Source organism: Hymenobacter saemangeumensis, from assembly GCF_039541835.1.
Lineage (GTDB): Bacteria > Bacteroidota > Bacteroidia > Cytophagales > Hymenobacteraceae > Hymenobacter > Hymenobacter saemangeumensis.
Genome location: NZ_BAABGZ010000020.1, coordinates 59,328 through 78,942 on the forward strand (window position 1 = coordinate 59,328; position 19,615 = coordinate 78,942).

General features: G+C 64.4%; 19 protein-coding genes. 14 read left to right on the forward strand and 5 right to left on the reverse strand.

From position 1 onward, the window contains the following. Positions 1 to 180: 180 nt before the first annotated feature. Together ABD919_RS10260 and ABD919_RS10265 are read right to left on the reverse strand one after the other, a co-directional pair. Entirely contained in the window at positions 181 to 552 is a 372-nt protein-coding gene (locus tag ABD919_RS10260) for a hypothetical protein (RefSeq protein ID WP_345235908.1), read from the reverse strand. Positions 553 to 671: 119 nt separating this feature from the next. Then, positions 672 to 1,490, reverse strand: coding sequence for a universal stress protein (locus ABD919_RS10265; protein WP_345235909.1), 819 nt, complete (start codon positions 1,488 to 1,490; stop codon positions 672 to 674). A 152-nt stretch (positions 1,491 to 1,642) separates the two neighbouring features. Here ABD919_RS10265 and ABD919_RS10270 point away from each other — a divergent pair, with 152 nt between their 5' ends. The 3 genes from ABD919_RS10270 (at position 1,643) to ABD919_RS10280 (ending at position 5,047) form a co-directional block, all read left to right on the forward strand. Next, positions 1,643 to 3,133: a L,D-transpeptidase family protein gene (locus ABD919_RS10270; protein WP_345235910.1), complete on the forward strand. Its 1,491-nt coding sequence runs from the start codon at positions 1,643 to 1,645 to the stop codon at positions 3,131 to 3,133. Positions 3,134 to 3,243: 110 nt separating this feature from the next. Next, complete coding sequence (locus ABD919_RS10275) at positions 3,244 to 4,107, forward strand: universal stress protein (protein ID WP_345235911.1); 864 nt, start codon at positions 3,244 to 3,246, stop codon at positions 4,105 to 4,107. A 118-nt stretch (positions 4,108 to 4,225) separates the two neighbouring features. Then, positions 4,226 to 5,047, forward strand: coding sequence for a universal stress protein (locus ABD919_RS10280; protein WP_345235912.1), 822 nt, complete (start codon positions 4,226 to 4,228; stop codon positions 5,045 to 5,047). 301 nt (positions 5,048 to 5,348) lie between these two features. On the opposite strand, the gene ABD919_RS10285 is transcribed toward ABD919_RS10280, so the two are convergent. Continuing rightward, on the reverse strand, positions 5,349 to 5,684 hold the full coding sequence (locus ABD919_RS10285) for a thioredoxin (protein WP_345235913.1): 336 nt from the start codon (positions 5,682 to 5,684) through the stop codon (positions 5,349 to 5,351). Between the two features lie 179 nt (positions 5,685 to 5,863). On the opposite strand from ABD919_RS10285, the gene ABD919_RS10290 reads away from it, so the two are divergent. From ABD919_RS10290 to ABD919_RS10300, 3 genes are all read left to right on the forward strand, one after another. After that, on the forward strand, positions 5,864 to 7,477 hold the full coding sequence (locus ABD919_RS10290; protein ID WP_345235914.1) for a sensor histidine kinase: 1,614 nt from the start codon (positions 5,864 to 5,866) through the stop codon (positions 7,475 to 7,477). After that, positions 7,455 to 8,498, forward strand: a complete 1,044-nt coding sequence (locus tag ABD919_RS10295; protein WP_345235915.1) for a response regulator — start codon at positions 7,455 to 7,457, stop codon at positions 8,496 to 8,498. Before ABD919_RS10290 ends, ABD919_RS10295 begins: the two co-directional genes overlap by 23 nt. A 170-nt stretch (positions 8,499 to 8,668) precedes the next feature. Continuing rightward, on the forward strand, positions 8,669 to 8,977 hold the full coding sequence (locus ABD919_RS10300) for a cupin domain-containing protein (RefSeq protein ID WP_345235916.1): 309 nt from the start codon (positions 8,669 to 8,671) through the stop codon (positions 8,975 to 8,977). 187 nt (positions 8,978 to 9,164) lie between these two features. Here ABD919_RS10300 and ABD919_RS10305 read toward each other — a convergent pair whose 3' ends face one another. Together ABD919_RS10305 and ABD919_RS10310 are read right to left on the reverse strand one after the other, a co-directional pair. Further along, positions 9,165 to 9,554: a group III truncated hemoglobin gene (locus tag ABD919_RS10305; RefSeq protein ID WP_345235917.1), complete on the reverse strand. Its 390-nt coding sequence runs from the start codon at positions 9,552 to 9,554 to the stop codon at positions 9,165 to 9,167. A 25-nt stretch (positions 9,555 to 9,579) separates the two neighbouring features. Then, positions 9,580 to 10,071: a hypothetical protein gene (locus tag ABD919_RS10310; protein ID WP_345235918.1), complete on the reverse strand. Its 492-nt coding sequence runs from the start codon at positions 10,069 to 10,071 to the stop codon at positions 9,580 to 9,582. Between the two features lie 306 nt (positions 10,072 to 10,377). Between ABD919_RS10310 and ABD919_RS10315 the strand changes: the two genes are divergently transcribed. The 8 genes from ABD919_RS10315 to ABD919_RS10350 all read left to right on the forward strand — a co-directional run bounded on the left by ABD919_RS10315 (position 10,378) and on the right by ABD919_RS10350 (position 19,594). Continuing rightward, positions 10,378 to 12,822, forward strand: a complete 2,445-nt coding sequence (locus tag ABD919_RS10315) for a heavy metal translocating P-type ATPase (RefSeq protein ID WP_345235919.1) — start codon at positions 10,378 to 10,380, stop codon at positions 12,820 to 12,822. An 85-nt stretch (positions 12,823 to 12,907) separates the two neighbouring features. Then, complete coding sequence (ccoS, locus tag ABD919_RS10320) at positions 12,908 to 13,054, forward strand: cbb3-type cytochrome oxidase assembly protein CcoS (RefSeq protein ID WP_345235920.1); 147 nt, start codon at positions 12,908 to 12,910, stop codon at positions 13,052 to 13,054. Positions 13,055 to 13,106: 52 nt separating this feature from the next. Further along, entirely contained in the window at positions 13,107 to 13,607 is a 501-nt protein-coding gene (locus ABD919_RS10325; protein ID WP_345235921.1) for a DUF2199 domain-containing protein, read from the forward strand. Between the two features lie 163 nt (positions 13,608 to 13,770). Continuing rightward, positions 13,771 to 15,978 carry a cytochrome-c oxidase, cbb3-type subunit I gene (gene ccoN, locus ABD919_RS10330; protein WP_345235922.1) on the forward strand — a complete coding sequence of 736 codons (2,208 nt, stop codon included), beginning with the start codon at positions 13,771 to 13,773 and terminating at the stop codon, positions 15,976 to 15,978. Positions 15,979 to 16,336: 358 nt separating this feature from the next. Beyond that, entirely contained in the window at positions 16,337 to 16,600 is a 264-nt protein-coding gene (locus ABD919_RS10335) for a hypothetical protein (protein WP_345235923.1), read from the forward strand. Next, a complete protein-coding gene (locus ABD919_RS10340) occupies positions 16,594 to 17,478 on the forward strand; it encodes a cbb3-type cytochrome c oxidase N-terminal domain-containing protein (protein ID WP_345235924.1) in 885 nt (294 codons plus the stop codon). Before ABD919_RS10335 ends, ABD919_RS10340 begins: the two co-directional genes overlap by 7 nt. A 125-nt stretch (positions 17,479 to 17,603) precedes the next feature. Further along, a complete protein-coding gene (ccoG, locus tag ABD919_RS10345; RefSeq protein WP_345235925.1) occupies positions 17,604 to 19,013 on the forward strand; it encodes a cytochrome c oxidase accessory protein CcoG in 1,410 nt (469 codons plus the stop codon). Between the two features lie 110 nt (positions 19,014 to 19,123). Then, positions 19,124 to 19,594 (forward strand): FixH family protein, encoded by a 471-nt coding sequence (locus tag ABD919_RS10350; RefSeq protein ID WP_345235926.1) that lies wholly within the window; start codon positions 19,124 to 19,126, stop codon positions 19,592 to 19,594. Positions 19,595 to 19,615: the final 21 nt, after the last annotated feature.

Consider the following 19,615-nt stretch of genomic DNA (forward strand, 5'->3'; position numbering starts at 1 on the left):
AGGGCAAGCCCAGCCTTATCCCACGTTCTAGGCGTTCAGAAGGTTACAGCGGACGGGTATCGGCTGCCAAGCCGTGTTCCCCGGCTGGGGCCAGGGCAGACTAAAAAAACAGCCCTGCCAACACCGGACAGGGCGTTGGCAGGGCTGCTGCGCATCGGCTTTGCCTTGGGCAAAACCCGGCTAGTCGTTGTTGCCGGTGCCGCCTTCGTTGGTGAAGTTCTGGTCGTCGCCGGGCTTGGGCTTGGTGCTGCGGGCTACCTCGTTGGTGAGGGCTACGTCTACATCGGCCGTGGCGCCGCCCCCGGCGCTGGCGCCGCTTTCGTCGGCGGTGGTGCCGGCCTGGGTACCAGCCCCGGTCCTGCTACCGCTGCCGGCATCCTCGTCGGTTGAGCTGCCCGCCGCACCGCCGCTGAGGCCTTTGAACGGCCAGCCACCCGTGAGGCCTACCACTGCGCCGGCGGCAAGCGCCGCCAGGCCCACCCCGAGCCAGGCCTTACGGTTTTTCCCTTTGGTTTTCTTTTCGGCCTTACTTTTTGCTGCCTTGTTCTTCATAGCGTCATGGTAATGGTTGAAGAAAAAGGTACGGCAACAGGCAGGGCGGGTTGAGAAACTAACGGGATTTTTTACCAGCTCAACGGTAGCAGGAAGGAGCAGCTGCCGGCCCAAAGCGCTTACTGAGCCGGCAGCACCAGCACGGGCACGGCACTGCGCAGCAGCACTTCGGCCGTCACGCTGCGATGAAACAGCTCACTCCAGAAGCTGCGCGGCCGGGCAATCAGCGCCACCATGTCGAATTTGCCCGAGGCAACACTGTCCAGAATGGCCTCGGCCGGGCTGTCGTGCGTCACCAGGCGGGTATGCACCCGCTGCAGGTCAACGGTAAGGCCGGTGCTGAGCACCGAGTCCAGGGCGCGCTGCTCAGTGCTGTCGTCGGCGGGCACCGGGCTTACGTGCAGCACGGTAAGCTCGGCGCCCAGGTCGGCCAGCAGGTGGCGCACCGCGCCGCTGTGCTCGCCCAGGCTGAAGGCCTCGCCGTCGGCAGCCAGCAGTATGCGGCGCGGCCGGGTGGCGCTGCTCATCGTGTGCGGCACCACCAGCATGGGATGGGGCGCCGTGCGCAGAATGTCGAGCGCCGTGGTTTGCACCAGCTCGTCGGGGGTGGCGGAGTAGTCGGGGCGGCCCAGCACCACCAGGGCGGGGCGGTGGCGGCTCACGGCGTCGGCCACGGCGTAGGCCACGCGGCCGTGCCCCACCTCGGCCACCACCGGCACCGGCAGCTTGCCCGATACGCTGCGCAGGGCCGTGGCAATGGCTTCCTGGCTTAGGTTGCTGAGCGTGCCGGTAAACAGCTCCGGGTCGAGGATGGAGTCGCGGCGCACGTGCAGCAGCACCAGGCGGGCATCGAGTGGGGCGGCCAGGTTGGTGGCATAGTTCAGGGCACAGTGGGAGGCCTGGAAGAAGTCGGTGAGGATAAGCAGCGAGGCGGGCATGACGGTGGCAGGCTAGGGGTGAAAACGATGCAAAACTCCGCGCTGCTCCCGGCTGCCCACCTGCCAAATATTAGCCCAGGGGTATGATTTATATCATGTTTGCGGGTCGGGTATGCATGGAACCTTGCGGCGCAATTCAACCCGTTGTCTTTATGAACGTTATGCTTCGCTTTCTGGCAATGGCGGGGGCTATGCTAGGTTTCCTGAGCTGCCTTGGGGCTGGCTTGCTGGGTCTGAGGGGTTGCGTGCCCATTGCCGGGCAGCAGGTAGCAGTCGATACGCTGGCTCTGCCAGCGGTGCCGTCGGCCCCGGTTGCCCCGGTCTTGGCTCGCTTGGTAAGGCAGCGGCTGGAAGAGCTGGGCAACAGGGCAGAAAGCACAGGGTTGGATGCCTGGCCCCGGGCCGCTCTGCTCGCTTTCTACCGGGATGACTATGCCCCTGTCTGGGGCGAAGCCGGGGGCCTCAATGCCGACGCCCTGGCGGCCCTGGCCCTGCTGGCCCGCGCCCGTGACTACGGGCTGCAGCCCGAGTATTATCGGCTGCTGCGCCTGCAGCAGCTGCGCGACTCCCTGGCCAGTGCCCCACCGGCCCGGCAGGCACTACTACAGGCCGAGCTGGAGCTGGGCCTTAGTGCCGCCGTGCTGCGCTTTATGAGTGACATAAGCCAGAGCCGATTGCGCAGCTATGCCGCTTTCACTGGTGCAGAAGCGCGGGCCCGGGCGCTGCGCCAGGCCCTGAGCCAGCACACTGTGCCGCAAGCCCTGCTGGCCGGGCAGCCCACCCACCGCGCCTACCGGCAGCTGCAGCAGGCCCTGGCCCGGTGGCTGGCCCACCCCGCTTCGGCCGACTCCCTGGCGGGCCGGCAGCGGGGCTTCGAGCAGGCCGCCCTCAACCTGGAGCGCTGGCGCTGGAGCCCCATTGCCGACTCCGAGTACGTGCTGATAAACATTCCAGCCTACGAGCTGCAGGTGGTGGCCCCCGCCGGCATGCAGCGCTTCCACGTCATCGTGGGCAAGCCGGAGTCGCCCACGCCCACGCTGAGCAGCTCCATCACGCACTTCACCCTGGCGCCCGACTGGCACGTGCCGCACTCCATTGCCACGCGCGAGATGCTGCCGCGCCTGAAAAAAGACTCGGGCTACCTGCTGCTCGAAGACCTGCAGCTCTACGACCGCGGCGGGCAGCTGGTCGACCCCTTTCAAGTGAACTGGGCCGCGGTGACGGCGCAAAGCTTCCCCTACACCATTCGCCAGGCGGCGGGCTGCGAAAACGCGCTGGGCAACATCGTGTTTCGGTTTGCCAACCCCTATGGGGTGTACGTGCACGATACGCCCACCCGCCTGTTTTTCAACCAGCCCCGGCGGGCGCTCAGCCACGGCTGTGTGCGCCTGGAAAACCCGCTGCAGCTGGCCGCTTACCTGCTGCGCCGCGGTGGGCAGCCCGTGGAGCTGCCCAGCGACGAAGCGTGCAGCCGCCAGCCCCGCCCCCGCGATGTAAGGCTTCGCCGGCCCATGCCCCTGCACCTGCGCTACGCTACCTGCCTGGGCCAGGGCGGCCAGCTGCGCTTTCTGCCCGACATCTACGGCCTGGATGAGCCCCTGTGGCGCGGCTTGTTTGGAGTGGTCACCGCGCCGCTGAAGTAAATGACGAACGTCAGGATTTAAGGCAATACGCATCAGTGCACCGCCCCAGTGGCAGCGCGAGCTTTGGGGTGAACATCACCTTTTATCGCCGGCTGCGGCCGTGCCCTGCCATGAGCCATTCTCTGTTGGTGCTTGCTGATTTGTCGGAGCCGGCCCGGCAGGCCGCCCGCTATACCGCCGTGCTGGGCGCGGCGTTGCCGGCCCAGCTGGCCCTGCTGCACTGCTACCACAGCCCGCTGCTGTTTCCCGAGCTGGTAACGGTAACGACCCGGGGCAGCATTCGTAGCCAAGTGGAAACGGCGGATGCCCTCCGCGACTTTGCCCAGCAGCTGGCCCTGCCCACTGAAATCAGCGTGTCGGTTAAGCCGGCGGCGGAGGCCGTGCGCGGGGCTATCCGCCGCCACCAGCCCCTGCTGCTGGCCATGGGCCTGAGCCCGGAGCAGGACCTGCTCGACCAGCTGCTGCACAACCAGCTGCTGCCGGTGCTGCGCGCTACTCACTACCCCGTGCTGCTGGTGCCCGCCGCCGGTGCCGCGCCCCGCGCTCCGCGCCGGGTGCTGTGGGCCGTCGATGCCGGGCCTTTCGTGCCCAACGCGGCGGCGCGCCGCCTGGCTCCGCTGCTGGCCAGCTGGGAGGCGGCCCACACCATTACCCACAGCGTAACGGGCCCCGCCTATCCGGCCTCCGTCGGCCAGCTGGCTATGGACCAGCTGCGCCACAGCCGGCTGCTGCCCTTCAGCACGCAATACGAGCTGTACACCCGTCACCACGACGTGGCCGCCAAAGGCATCCTCGAAGCTATGGAGGACGTGCAGCCCGACTTGCTGGTGCTCATTGCCCGCCCGCGCAGCTTCCTGGGCCAGCTGTTTCACCGCAGCGTAACGGCCCAGGTGCTGCGTCACTGCCGCGTGCCGGTGCTGCTGGTGCCGGCCGAAGCACCCGAGCAGCCCGACTGGATGCCCTGCCTGTGTTAGTACAGTTTAGGGTTTCTGGTTTCTGGTTTTCGTTTGAACGACATCAGCCAGCAATCAATAACCGGAAACAAGCAGCAAGCAACAAGAAACTATAAACTGGAAATAAGAAACCTGCCCCATGCCGCTGACCCTGATTGCCCTCGCCGGCTTTTATGCCCCCGACCGGGCCGCCGTGCGCTACGCCGACGCCCTGGCCCAGGCCCTGCATGCCAACCTGGTGCTGCTGCACGTAAACCGCGCCGCGCTGGTCGACCCCTACGAGCTGCTGGATGAAAGCTACCGCCGCGACGAGCTGGTGCTGCAGGCCGATACGGTCAGCGCCCTGCGCCGGGTGGCCGGCAGGCTGCGAACCCCCGCTACCGTGGAGCTAAGCACCGACCTGCTGCCGGCCGTGGCACAGGACCTGGCCGAGCGCTACGGCCCGGCGCTGTTTGTGCTGGGGCAGCCGGCCGAAGAGGCGGCGGCCAGCATCGTGCCGGCCTGCGTGGAGCTGCTGCGGGCCGGGCAGTACCCGCTGCTGCTGGTGCCGGCTGCTGCGCCGGCCGCCGTACCGCAGTGCTTCCTGGTGGCCGCCGATGCCGAGCCATTTGCCCTCTCCAACGAGGCGCAGGCCTGGCGGCCCTTGCTTAGCCGGCTGGGGGCCGAAGTGCTGGTAGCGCATGTATCGGCTGAGGGCGAGGACAGCGCCGCCTGCGCAGCGGCTCTCCGGGCCGTGCAGGCCAGCGGCCTGCTGCAGGGCCTGCCTGCGCCGGAGCTGCGCGGCTACAGCCAGCCCCAGGCCAGCTGCGGCATTCTGGCGGCCGTACAGGAAACCCAGGCCGACGTGCTGATTCTGCTGGCGCGGGAGCGCAGCTACCTCAGCGAGCTGTTTCACCGCAGTGTGACGGCCCAGGTGCTGAAGCACACGCCGGTGCCCGTCCTGCTGCTGCCCGTGGAATAAGGCCAGTGTGCCTGGCGCGGGACTTTCTCACGCCAGATGCGGGTTCTAGTCCTTGCAGCAGTTTTCGGGCCGGTATACGCTTTTAGAGCGGTTTCATCGTCAGTGTACGCAGCATCGTAGCGCGGACTTTTAGTCCGCGAGTTCACCAACTCGGGCGCACTCGCGGGCTAAGAGTCCGCGCTGCCTACAGTAGCCCAAAACGTTGTTAACTCAGTACAGGAAGCTAAAACCTGCTGTAATCATGCTTTGGGTGCACGCCTTCGGGAAATGCTGGAGAGGGGCACACGGGCCCGCCGCTGGCTTACTCCGCTACTACCACCGGCTGCACCTTGCTCAGCAGCAGGGGCACAATGGCCTCGCCTTCGGGCAGGCCCTGCTGCCGCCAGAGCTCCACGCCGCGGCGCACCAGCACAAAGGCGGGCAGCTCGGTAGCCTGAAAGCTGCTTACCACGGCCGGGTGGCTGGCTTCGTCAATCTTGAGCACGCGGATGCTGGCGCCCAGCTGCCGCTGCAGCGCCTTCAGCGCAGCCATGGTGGCAGCCTGGGCGGCGCGGCTGCTGCCCAGGGCCGGGGGCAGCAGCACCAGCAGCACGGCTGCATCGGTGGGCTGAGCAGGAGCAGGGAGGGGCGCGGGCATGGCTACTAGGGCTAGGATGACAGCGTAAAATTACCCCCGCTCCCAAGCAGCCAGCATGATGGCCGTCAGGCCGGGGAATGACATTTATCAGCCTTCCCCCATGCGGCGCATCCACCCTGTCCGGCCGTAACTTTCGGCCACAAATGGCCATCTGCCAGCCAGGGCCAGCCACCAACTTTATGCCAACTACGCCTTCTTCCCGCCTCCTGCTGGAGCTGCTGTACTCCCAGGCCGAGGAGTTTATCGGCCTGTATGATTTAAGCGAGCGGCGGTTCACGCAGGTAAACCCGGCCGGGGTGCAGCTGCTGGGCTATGCCTCCGAAGAGGCGCTGCTGGCCGGCAGTGGCCGCGCCCTGTCGGTGCCGGCCTGGTCTGGCGCCGACTGGCTTGGTCTCTGCGAGCAGGTGCGCCGGGAAGGCCGCCGGGCGGTGGAAGCCCAGGTGCAGCGCCAGGACGGCGGCTCGTTCTGGGGACGCATGGAGCTGACGTACTTCGAGGCCGAGGGCCACCCCAGCCTGCTCCTGCGCCTGAGCGAGCAAAACCGCCTGCAGCAGGCCGAGCGCGAGCTGGCCCACAGCGTGCGCCGCTTCGAGGCCGTGTTTACCAATGCCACCATCGGCATCATCGTGTGCGACCGGCCGGGCACCATCGTGTCGGCCAACCAGCACGCCATGCAGCTGTTCGGCTACCAGCCGCAGGAGCTGATTGGGCAGCGCATTGAAGTGCTGGTGCCCCGCTCCCTGAGCCGCGAGCGCCACGAGAAGCTGCGCGAGTCGTTCAATGCCCAGCCCGCCGTGCGCAACATGGGCCACAACCGCGACCTGCTGGCCCAGCGCCGCGACGGGTCGGAGTTTCCGGTGGAAATCAGCCTGAGTTACTTCCACATCGACGACGAGCTGTACGTGGTGTCCTACATCCTCGACATCACCTTCAAGAAAGAAGCGGAAAGGGAGCTGATTGACCAGCGCCAGCGCGTGGAACGCCTCAACGCAGAGCTGGAGCAGAAAGTGGCCGACCGCACCCACGCCCTGATGAACACCCTGGAGCAGCTGGAGCAGCGCAGCCACGAGCTCACCCAGGCCCTGGCCGCGGAGCAGGAGCTGGGCGAGCTCAAGTCGCGCTTCGTGAGCATGGCCTCCCACGAGTTTCGCACCCCCCTCACGGCCGTGCTCACCTCGGCCACGCTGATTGAGAAGTACCCCGGCGCCGAGCAGCAGGACAAGCGCCTCAAGCACCTGCAGCGCATTCGCGCCTCGGTCAACCACCTCAACGACATCCTGGAGGAATTCCTATCCGTGGGTCGCATCGAGGAAGGCAAAATCGAAGCCCGCCCCAGCAGCCTCGACCTGGGCACCCTGCTCGACGAAACCGTAGCCGACGTGCAGGGCATGCTCAAGGCCGGGCAACGCATCGAGCGGCAGCTGGCCTGCCCCGGCCCGGTGCGCCTCGACCCCTCGCTGCTGCGCAAAATCCTGGTCAACCTGCTCTCCAACGCCATCAAGTACTCGGGCGAAAACGCGGTGGTGCGCGTGCAGGCCGACTGCGCGGGCGGCCGGCTGACGCTGCTGGTGCAGGACCAGGGCGTGGGCATCTCTCGGGAAGACCAGGAGCACCTGTTCGAGCGGTTCTTCCGGGCCCGCAACGTCACCAACGTGCCCGGCACCGGCCTGGGCCTCTACATCATTGCCAAGTACCTGGAGCTGATGGACGGCAGCATTGCCCTGCACAGCGAGCTAAACCAGGGCACCACCGTCACCATTACCATCCCGTATGAAAACCATTCTGCTGATTGAGGACAACGAGCTGATTCGCGAAAACACCGCCGAGATTCTCGAGCTGGCCGGCTACGATGTGCGCACGGCCGAGAACGGCAAGCTCGGCGTGGAGCAGGCCCTGGCCAAAAAGCCGGACCTGGTGGTGTGCGACATCATGATGCCGGTGCTGGACGGCTACGGCGTGCTCCAGATTTTCAACCAGAACCCCCAGCTCGCGGGCGTGCCCTTTATCTTCCTTACGGCCAAAACCGAGCGCGCCGACCTGCGCCGCGGCATGGAGCTGGGCGCCGACGACTACCTCACCAAGCCCTTTGACGAAGCCGAGCTGCTGAGCGCCATTACCGGCCGCTTCAACCGCTTCCGCTCCTTGAGGTCGGACTACGACCTGCAGGCCGAGGGCCTGCACGAGTTTTTCGACGACGCCCGCGCCGTGGGCAACCTGGCCAGCCTCTCGGCCGACCGCAAGGTGTACCAGGTGCGCAAAAAGCAGGACATCTACCTCGAAGGCGACGAGCCCAACCGGGTGTACTTCCTGAAAAGCGGCCGCGTGAAAACCGTGAAAACCACCGACGCCGGCAAGGAGCTGATTACCGGCCTCTACGGCCCCGGCGAGTTTTTTGGCTACCTGCCCCTGCTCGAAAGCACCGCCCACAGCGACTCGGCCGTGGCCGTGGACGACGCCGAGCTGGTGTACATTCCCAAGGACGACTTCACCCAGCTGCTGATGCGCAACCTCGACGTGGGGCAGCAGTTTATTCGCCTGCTGGCCGGCCGCGTAAGCGAGCGGGAAGAGCAGCTGCTGGGCATGGCCTACAGCTCCATCCGCCGCCGCGTGGCCGATACCCTGCTGCGCCTGTACGAGCAGGCCCCGGAAGGCACGATTCAGCTTTCCCGCGAAGACATGGCCGCCATGGTCGGCACCGCCTCCGAATCCCTGATTCGCACCCTCAGCGAGTTCAAGCAGGACGGGCTCATTGAGCTGACGCCGAAAAACATCCGCGTGCTGCAGCCCGAAAAGCTGCGCCGCGCCCACTGGTAACCCGTACCGCAGACTCGGCGAGTCCGCGCGTCTGGACGTTAGCACGCGCGGACTCGCAGAGTCCGCGGTACAGTACCTGCTGCATCTCAGCTGCAAAGCTGAGTTTTGACATGCAGGCCGCCGGGGATACGCCCGTGCTTTGAGCCATCAAATGCATTAATTCCCCTGTTATGTTTCCACCCCTGAAAAGCGGCAGCCTGCTGGGCGGCCAGCACAGCCCTGCCGGCGAGCAGAAAGCCTTAGTGCTGCTCGATAAAAGCGGCCAGAAGGGTATCTACAAAACCTTCCGGGCCGGCGAGGTAATGGTCACCCACACCGCGCCCGTCGATGTGTTCGTGACCGTGCTGGCCGGTCGCCTCACCATCACCCAGGAAGACGTAGCCACCGAAGTAACGGCCGGCGACTACGTCATTATTCCCCAGGGGGCGCCCCACGCGCTGAGCTGCCACGAGGCGGCGCGGATTCTGATTTACCGGTAGCCCTACCCCCGGCCCACGCCGCTTGATGCGCGGAATCCTGCGGGGGAGGGGAGCTTTTTACGGTGGCTACTCATTTTCAGTTAAAAGTTAAAAGGGAAGAGTTAAAAGATAGAACGTCTTTTAACTCTTCCCTTTTATCTCAATCGTCAAGCTCCCCTCCCCCGTAGGGGAGGGGCCGGGGGTGGGGCTAATGCACCTGCAGCGGCCCGCGCTGCCGCAACCGGTACTCGAACATGTTGGCAATGTTGAGGGCCCGCAGCTTGGCTTCCTCGGCTTTGGGGCCGGCGTACAGCTCATCCACGGTGGTCAGAAACAGTTCCAGCCAGCGCTTGAAATGCGTGGCATCGATGGGCAGGGGCAGGTGCTTGGGAAAGGGCCGCCCGTGGTAGCGGGCGCTGCCCAGCAGGATGCTGCTCCAGAAGTCGTACATGATGGGCAGGTGGCTTTCCCAGTTCACCTGGGCGAAGCCGTTGAAGATGGGGGCCAGCAGGGCGTCGTGGTTGACTTTGCCATAGAAGGTGTCGACCATGAGCCGGATGTCGGCTTCGGTGCTGATGTCGGGCAGGGTATCGGGCATGGGGAGGGCAGAAAAGTAGTTGAAGTTATGCCCTCACCTGCGAGAGGCGGGGCAGGGCAAAGCCGGTGCCGGCGTTCCGCAGCATCCAGCGGAACGCCCAGCTGCCGGTGAGCAGCAAGGTCAGCAGCTTCACTACCTCCAGGGCAATGTAGGTAGTGTGCAGGGAGCTGGGTGGAGCGGGGCGGCCGGCCAGCAACGCCAGCGCCCGCACATCCAGGGCCGGCAGCAGCCAGAACGTTTGCAGCAGCAGAATAGCTCCGAGCAGGCACAGGGTAGCCGCCACGTGGCCGGGCACCCGCAGCCGCCAGGCGCTGAGCACGGCTACGGTGGCCAGCACCAGCTCCACCTTGTTCAGGGCCTGAAACACGATGCGCCCAATGCCCAGGCCCAGCGGCACGGTAATATGCGGGGCCGTAAACTTGAGCGGTGCTTCGAGAAAGGAGATGCCGGAAATCAGGCCGGCCCACCCGAACAGGGAGGCCAGCAGCAGGAGCGAGGTGGTAGGGTGAGGGCGCATAGTAGGATGGTATAAACCCCTCCCCAACCCCTCCCCAAAAGGGAGGGGAGCCAGTCACGTTGGTCTGCTTTTTAATTAAAAGAGAAACGGCAAAAGGTAGTTCTGCTTTTAACGCTCCTCACCTTTCAAAAGTCAGGCTCCCCTCCCTTTTGGGGAGGGGCCGGGGGTGGGGTTAGGTGTAGCGCAAAGGTCCGACATCCCCGCCACCTCCTCACCTGCGCTAAATCACCCCGCCGGCCTGACGTTCATCAGCTTTTCCGCCTGGCCCGGGCCGGAGCTTTGTGGCTGCCATCCGCCTACCTGCCCGTGCCTACTCTCCTCGCTCCGCCTGCCCCCGCAACCACGCCCCTCCTTGCCTGCTCGCACTGCGGCGACACCTGCCCCGACGAGCCCATTCGGCTGCCGGCCGAACCGGCGCTGCACTTCTGCTGCCAGGGCTGCAAGGCCGTGTACGAGCTGCTGGCGGCCAGCAACCTCTGCACCTACTACCGCCTCGACGAAAAGCCCGGCCAGAAAGTGAAGGAAGTGGAGCTGCCCGGCCGCTTCGACTACCTCGACTCGGAAGCCGTGCAAGGCCAGCTGCTGGCCTTCCGCTCGCCCACCCTGGCGCGGCTCACCTTCAGCATTCCGCAGATGCACTGCGCGTCCTGCATCTGGCTGCTCGAAAACCTGTTCAAGCTCAACCCGGGCATTAGCTCCTCGCGGGTCAACTTCCTGCGCAGGGAAGTTGCCGTCAGCTACCAGCCGGCCGTCACCAGCCTTAAGGAAGTGGTGAAGCTGCTGGCCGCCGTGGGCTACGAGCCCCGGATTACCCTGGCCGAGCTGGGGGCCCAGCCCCACCACGCCAGCCGCACGCTCTACTACCAGCTTGGGCTGGCCGCCTTCGCCTTCGGCAACGTGATGCTGATGGCCTTCCCCGACTACTTCTCCTTTACCGAGGCGCTACAGCAGGGCTTCGGTCAGTTCTTCGGCTGGCTGAGCATGGCCCTCTCCTTGCCCGTGCTGCTGGTGAGCGCGCGCGGCTTCTACCAGTCGGCCTGGCAGGGGCTGAGGCAGCGCTACATCAACCTCGACTTCCCCATCAGCCTGGGCCTTACGGCCCTGTTCGTGACCAGCGTGTTTGAGGTGGCTACCGGCCGCGGCCCGGGCTACTTCGACTCCTTTACCGGCCTGGTGTTTTTCATGCTCATTGGCAAATGGGTGCAGCAGCGCAGCTACGACGCCCTGCGCTTCGACCGCGACTTTACTTCCTACTTCCCCGTGGCCGTGACGCTGCTTGGCCAGGACGGCGAGAAGTCGATATCCGTAAAGGAGTTGAAAGCCGGCCAGCGCATCCGCGTGCGCAACCAGGAAATCATTCCCGCCGACGCCGTGCTGCTGCGCGGGACGGGGCAGATTGACTACAGCTTCGTATCGGGCGAAAGCGTGCCCGTGCCCAAGGTGGCCGGCGAAATCGTGTACGCCGGCGGCCGGCAGGTAGGGGAGGCGCTGGAGCTGGAAGTGGTGCGCGAAGTGTCGCAGGGCTACCTCACCCAGCTCTGGAACAACCCCGCCTTCCAGAAAGAGGAAAAAGTCAGCCTCGAAACCTACGCCAACAAGGTGGGCCGCTACTTCGTGGCCCTTACGCTGGTGCTGGCTCTGGGCTCCATCCCGTACTGGTACCCCCGCGACCCGCAGATGGCCCTGCGCGCCTTCACCTCGGTGCTGGTCATTGCCTGCCCCTGCGCGCTGTCGCTGGCCACGCCCTTCGCCCTGGGCGCCGCCCTGCGCGTGCAGGGCCGCCGCCAGCTCTACCTCAAGAACGCCGCCGTGGTCGAAACCCTGGGCCGCGCCGATACCATCGTTTTCGACAAAACCGGCACCCTCACGGACGTGAAACGCTCGGAAGTAGAGTACCAGGGCCGCCCGCTTACCGGGCCGGAACGGCAGGCGGTAGCGGCCCTGGTCGCGCAGTCGACCCACCCCCTCAGCCAGCGCCTGGCCACCGAGCTGCAGGCCAGCGCCTGGCCCGTGCAGGGCCTGCGTGAAGTGCCCGGCCAGGGCCTGCGCGGCACGGTAGCCGGCCTCGAGGTGAAAGCAGGCTCAGCCGCCTTCGTGGGCCTGGCCCCGGCAGCTGAGGCTTCGGCTTCTACCACCGACAGCCTGCAGTCGCGCGTCCACATCAGCCTAGCCGGCGAAGTAGCGGGCTGCTACCTCTTCCGCAACGTGTACCGCGACGACCTGCGCTCGGTGCTCAACGGCCTGGGCCGCCGCTACCGCCTAGCCGTGCTCTCCGGCGACAACGACACCGAGCAGGACCGCCTGCGCCAGCTCTTCGGCCCCGAGGCCGAGCTGCGCTTCCGCCAGACGCCTCAGGACAAGCTCGACTACATCGCCGGCCTCCGACAGCAGGGCCGCACCGTCGTCATGGTAGGCGACGGCCTCAACGACGCCGGCGCCTTGCAGCAGGCCGACGCCGGCATAGCTCTCACCGATACCCTCTCGAACTTTTCGCCTGCCTGCGACGCCATCCTCGACGCCGGCAGCTTCGGCCGCCTCAGCACCTTCCTCAACTTCTCGAAAGACTGCCTGCAAGTCGTGCTGGCCACCTTCGTGCTGTCCTTCTGCTACAACGGCATCGGCCTGGGCCTGGCCGTGCAGGGCAGGTTCACGCCCATCGTGTCGGCCATCCTCATGCCCATCAGCTCGCTCAGCGTGATGGTGTTTGCCACGCTGCTGGTGCGCCTGGCGGCGCGGATGAACCGGCTGTAGCCCCACCCCCCGCCCCCTCCCCTGCGGGGGAGGGGGAGCCTGATGCTTCCTTTCGGACTTGCTTTCACCTTAAAGTTGTCTTGCGATGACCATCATCTTCCTCCTCATCGGCATCAGCCTGCTCGTGGCCCTCACCTTCCTGGCTTCCTTTTTCTGGGCCGTACGCTCGGGGCAGTACGAAGACGACTACACGCCCTCGGTGCGCATCCTGTTTGAGGACGAGGCGGAGTAGCCTGGGCATGGAATAGTTTATTTTGGCCTGAAGCAATAGCGTCTGTCAAGATATGGAAGGCTTCACCTGCTCCCGCTGCGGGGAGTTTCACAATGAGATGCCCATGTGCTTCGGGGCTGAGTTTCCGGATTATTATTTCAGCGTTCCGCCGGATGAGCGTGAGCAAAGGGTGGAATTTACCGAAAGCCTATGCGTAGTAGATGAAGCCCATTTCTTCATTCGCGGGCGTATCGAAATTCCGGTTATCGGCAGGGAAGAAATTTTCTGCTGGAATGTCTGGGCTAGTCTGAGCGAGGAGAATTTCTACCGCGTGAATGAGGTATGGAACGACCCGGAAAGAGTGGATGAGCCGGCTTATTTCGGCTGGCTACAAACCCAGCTTCCCGGGTACTCAGATACCCTGAATATCAAGACTTGGGTACATACACAGGAGTTGGGCTCCATACCACTTATCAAGGTGTTCGAAGAAGACCATCAGTTAACCCTGGAGCAACAAAACGGCATTAAATGGCAGCGGGTAATGGAGCTTGTCGAAAGCGCCATGCATGGCTAACTGACGAACGAACCGGGGCAACCGGCACAGGCTCCCCTCCCCCGCAGGGGAGGGGCCGGGGGTGGGGCTGACATCAATCACCCGCCTCACCTGACGTTCGTCATCTTTTCAAAATCGGCCCCGGGGGACCTTTGAAGTAGTAAAATCAACTACTTCTCTGGCTATGCAAGTCGCCACTTTACCCCCGGCCGTCGCGCCTAAGTCGCCCCTGGTTCCCCAGCCACCCGCCCGGGCCGTCGACACGTTTTTCTACGACAACAGGATTGTCCGCGACTTCGGTATTGCCACCGTCGTGTGGGGCATCATCGGCATGCTGGTAGGGGTGCTGGCTGCCTTCCAGCTGGCCAGGCCCGAGGTGAACCTGGGCACGGCCTACACCACCTTCGGCCGCATCCGCCCCCTGCACACCAACGCCGTGATTTTCGCCTTCGTCGGCAACGGCATCTTCATGGGCGTGTACTACTCGCTGCAGCGCCTGTGCAAGACGCGCATGTTCTCGGACGTGCTCAGCAAGCTGCACTTCTGGGGCTGGCAGCTCATCATCGTCTCGGCCGTGGCCACGCTGCCGCTGGGTTTCACCACCAGCAAGGAGTACGCCGAGCTGGAGTGGCCCATCGACATCGCCATCACGCTGGTGTGGGTGGTGTTCGGCTGGAACATGTTCGGCACCATTGCCCGGCGCCGCGAGCGGCACTTGTACGTGGGCATCTGGTTCTACATCGCCACCTTCCTCACCGTGGCCGTGCTGCACATCGTCAACTCGATGGCCATGCCGGTGAGCTTCCTGAAAAGCTACTCTCTGTATGCCGGCGTGCAGGACGCGCTGGTGCAGTGGTGGTACGGCCACAACGCCGTGGCCTTCTTCCTCACCACGCCCTACCTGGGCATGATGTACTACTTCCTGCCCAAGGCCGCCGACCGCCCGGTATACTCCTACCGCCTGTCCATCATTCACTTCTGGTCGCTGATTTTTATCTACATCTGGGCCGGCCCGCACCACCTGCTCTATACTTCCCTGCCCGACTGGGCCCAGAGCCTGGGCGTGGCCTTCTCAGTGATGCTGATTGCGCCGAGCTGGGGCGGCATGATTAACGGCCTGCTCACCCTGCGCGGCGCCTGGGACAAGGTGCGCGAGGAGCCCGTGCTCAAGTTCATGGTGGTGGCCATCACGGCCTACGGCATGGCCACCTTCGAAGGCCCCATGCTTTCACTGAAAAACGTCAACGCCATTGCCCACTTTACCGACTGGATTGTAGCGCACGTGCACGTGGGCGCCCTGGGCTGGAACGGCTTCCTCACCTTCGCCATCCTCTACTGGCTGTGGCCCCGCCTCTACCGCACCGAGCTGTACTCGAAAAAGCTCGCCACCACGCACTTCTGGCTCGGCACCCTGGGCATCCTGTTCTACGCCATTCCCATGTACTGGGCCGGCTTCACCCAGGGCCTGATGTGGAAGCAGTTCAATGCCGAAGGCATGCTGCAGTACCCCAACTTCCTGGAAACCGTGCTCAACCTGGTGCCCATGTACTACCTGCGCGGCATCGGCGGGGTGCTCTACCTGAGCGGCGTGTTTCTGATGATGTACAACCTGGTGAAGACGGCCAAGGCCGGCTCGCTGCTCGCCAACGAGAAAGCCCAGGCCGCGCCCCTGCTGCCCGCCGAGCTGGTGGAAGAGCACCAGGGCGGCCACTGGCACCGCTGGATTGAGCGCCGCCCCGTGCAGCTCAGCATCGGCGCCACCATCGCCATCCTCATCGGCGGCGCCATCGAGATGATTCCCACCTTCCTCATCAAGAGCAACGTGCCCACCATCGCGTCGGTGAAGCCCTATACCTCGCTGGAGCTGCAGGGCCGCGACCTCTACATTAAGGAAGGCTGCTCGAACTGCCACACCCAGATGGTGCGCCCCTTCCGCTCCGAAACCGAGCGCTACGGCGAGTACTCCAAAGCCGGCGAGTTTGTGTACGACCGGCCCTTCCTCTGGGGCAGCAAGCGCACCGGGCCCGACCTGCACCGCCTCGGGGCCAAGTACCCGCACTCCTGGCACTACAACCACATGCTCGACCCCACCAGCATGTCGCCCGGCTCCATCATGCCGCCCTACCCCTGGCTGTTTGAGCAGGACATCGACTACAGCACCCTACCCGAGAAAATCTCGGTGCTGCGCAAGCTGGGCACGCCCTACCCGGCCGGCTACGAGCAGCAGGCCGTGGCCGACGCCAGAAAGCAGGCCGCCGGCATCGTGGCCGAGCTGAAGAAAGAGGAAATCGAGGTGAAGTCCGACCGGGAAATCGTGGCCCTCATCGCCTATCTGCAGCGCCTGGGCACCGACATCAAAGTGAAGCCCGAGCAGGCCGCCGCGGCCGATTAACCCCTCCCCCAGCCCCTCCCCAAAAGGGAGGGGAGCCAGGCGACTCCTTTTATCCCTCCACTATTTAAATCAAAACCCTTCGTCAGGCTCCCCCTCTCTTTTGGGAATGCGCTTCAAGCATTCTTCGGGGGCCGGCCCCGGCGGGGTCCCGTGAGGTTCCCATGTACAAAAACGTCCTTTAGTCGATTGCGGGCATTGAGATATACCCGCTTATCTCCTTCGTCATCTTCTTTCTCTTTTTCCTGGGGCTGCTGGCTTACGTGGCGCTGGCCAATGGCCAGCACATCAAGACCATGAGCCAGCTGCCCCTGCTCAGCGACGAAGAAGCCTTTACCGCCCACCTCGAAACCCAACCCTTATGCTAAGCAAACGCACCCTGCTGATGGCCGCCACCGGCCTGCTCATCGGCTACCTGGCCAAGGCGGAAAGCCCCGCTGCGGCTTCGGCGGATGCTGGCTCCAGCATCCTGTTCTGGCTGCTGACCGGGGCCCTGGGCCTGGTGGGTCTGCTGGTCATTGTCACCGGCGCCTCGGTGGCCTCGGCCACCCGCCACGCCCCGCTGCGGCCGGCCGCCCTAAACCAATCCGAACCCCAAGCCGAGAAAGGGTCCGCCGTATGTTAACCCCCCTGAAAAACCGCCCCTGGCCCCTGGCCTTGGCCGCCCTGCTGCTGAGCGGCAGCGCAGTCATGGCCCAAGAAGCCCCCGCCGCCACCGCCAAAACCGGCGGCTTCGACACGCAGCTGCTGCTTTTCTGGTTCCTGCTCAGCACCCTGGTGCTGGTACTGCTGGTGTTTGTGCTCGTCATCGCCTTGCTGGTGGTGAAGATGAAGCCCCTGCTGCGCAAGGTGTACGAGCTGCCCACGGTGCACAACACCTGGAGCGGGCAGGTGCTGGGCCTGCTCATCGGCGACGCCCGTCTGGTACGCGGCGAGGTGAAAGACGAGCTGCTCGACCACGACTACGACGGCATCCACGAGTTCGACAACGACCTGCCGCCCTGGTGGAAGTACGGCTTCTACCTCACCATCGTGTTTGCCCTGGTGTATGTGGGCTACTACCACGTGCTGCAAAGCGGCCCGCTGCAGGGCGCCGAGTACGAGTACGAGATGGCCCAGGCCGCCCTCATGGTGTCGCCCGATGCCGACGACCCCAACAAGCTCACCACTTACCAGGTGCTCACCACCCCGGCCGACCTGAGCAGCGGCAAAACCCTCTACGCCACCAACTGCGCCCCTTGTCACGGCGGCGCCGCCGAAGGCAAAGTAGGGCCCAACCTCACCGACGAGTACTGGCTGCACGGCGGCGAAGTCAACCACGTGTACAAAACCATCAAGTTCGGCGTGACGAGCAAGGGCATGGTAGCCTGGAAAGGCAAGCTCTCGGGCAAGCAGATTCTGCAGGTAAGCTCCTACATCCTCAGCCTGCAGGGCAGCAAGCCGGCCAACGCCAAGGAGCCTCAGGGCGAGAAAGAGGCGGCTAAGAGTGTGGCCAGCCGCTAGCCTCACCCCCCGACCCCCTCCCCTGCGGGGGAGGGGGAGCCAGATGAAACCTGCTTCCGAACTGGCTCCCCTCCCCCGCAGGGGAGGGGCCGGGGGTGGGGCTGAACGTCCTTAATTCCTTTCCCATGTCCACCACAAAAACCCAGTCACCCGACACTTTCCGCGACTCCATCGCCACGGTCGACGCGGCGGGCCAGCGGGTGTGGCTCTACCCCAAAAAGCCCAGCGGCCGGCTCTACAACTACCGCAAGTGGCTAAGCTATGGCTTCCTGGCGCTGCTGTTTGCCGGCCCCTGGCTGCGGCTCAACGGCCTGCCGCTGCTCATGCTCAACCTGCCGGCGCGGAAGTTCATCATCCTGGGGCAGATTTTCTGGCCCCAGGACTTCTTTATCCTGCTGCTGGCCATGCTCACCTTTCTGGTGTTCATCATCCTGTTCACGGTGGTGTACGGGCGGGTGTTCTGCGGCTGGGTCTGCCCCCAGACCATCTTCCTGGAAATGGTGTTCCGCCGCATCGAGTACTGGCTGGAAGGCGATGCCCCCCAGCAGAAGGCCCTCGACCGCAGCGAGCTGAGCTGGAACAAGCTCTGGCGCAAAACCACTAAGCACGCACTGTTTCTCCTGATTTCATTTGCCATTGCCAACACCTTCCTGGCTTACATCATCGGCACCGATGAGCTGCTGAAGATTGTGACCGACCCGCCGAGAGAGCACCTGGGCGGCTTGGCCTCCATGACCTTATTTACCGGCGTGTTCTACGCCGTGTTTGCGCGCTTCCGCGAGCAGGTATGCACCATTGCCTGCCCCTACGGCCGCCTGCAGGGCGTGCTGCTCGACAAAGACAGCCTGGTGGTGGCCTACGACTACAAGCGCGGCGAGCCCCGGGAGAAGCTACGCAAGAACATGCTGCGCACCGCCGGCGACTGCATAGCCTGCAACCAATGCGTGCAGGTGTGCCCCACGGGCATCGATATCCGCAATGGCGCCCAGCAGATGGAGTGTACCAACTGCACCGCCTGCATCGACGCCTGCAACGCCATCATGAACCTGGTGAGCCTGCCCGAAGGCCTCATCCGCCACGCCTCGGAGAACGGGATTGAGAACGGCACCAGGTTTAAGATAACCGGGCGCACCAAGGCCTTGTCGGGCGTGCTCGTGCTGCTGCTGGCCATTCTCACCGGCCTGCTGGTGTCGCGCTCCAACGTGCAGGCTACGGTGCTGCGCACGCCCGGTCAGCTGTTCCAGAAAACCACGCACGGCACCATCACCAACCTCTACAACATCTCGGTCATCAACAAAACCAACCGGCCCTATCCCATCACGCTGCGCGTGCTGGAGCCCGCCCAGGGCCAGATTTCGCTGGTGGGCAGCCCCGGCCTCCGGCTGCCAGCCCAGGGCATCACCGAGGGCGTGTTCTTTGCCGAGCTGCCCCGCACCGCCCTGCAGCGAACCAACCAGAAAATCCGCATTGGCGTGTTCAGCAACGGCCAGCTGATTGCGGAGACGAACACCAAGTTTCTGGGCCCGGCGCGGTAGTAGGTTAAAAGTTGAGAGTTAAAAGTTGTTCCGGCTTTTAACTCTCCACTTTTAACTTTTAACTCAAGAATACATGGAACAATAGCCCTTATCCCTGCATCATAGCCACCATGTCGGCTCCTCAAAAACCCACCTCCTTCTGGCCTTACGCCATTATCGCCACCTTCGTCCTGTTCGCCGCCTACATCGGCTACATGGTGCAGCAGGCCATGCGCTCCAGCGTCGACCTGGTGAGTGCCGACTACTACCAGCAGGAGCTGCAGCACCAGCAGCGCATGAGTGCCCTGGCCCGCACTGCCGCCCTGCCCGCCCCGGTAGAAGTAAGCCATAAGGCCGAGGCCAAAGAGCTGGCTCTGCAGCTGCCCGTCACGCTGGCTGCTCAGCTAAGCAGCGGCAAGGTGCAGTTCTTCCGACCTTCCGACAAAGCCCTGGACTTCAGCGTGCCCCTGCAGCCCAATGCCCAGGGCCAGCAGCGACTGAGCACCGCCAGGCTTAAAGCCGGCCTCTGGCGCGTGCGCCTCGACTTTGAGGCTGCCGGACAAGCCTATTTTGTGGAAAAGGAAATCAGTGTTTTGAACTGATTTTTGTCATGTTGGCACCGG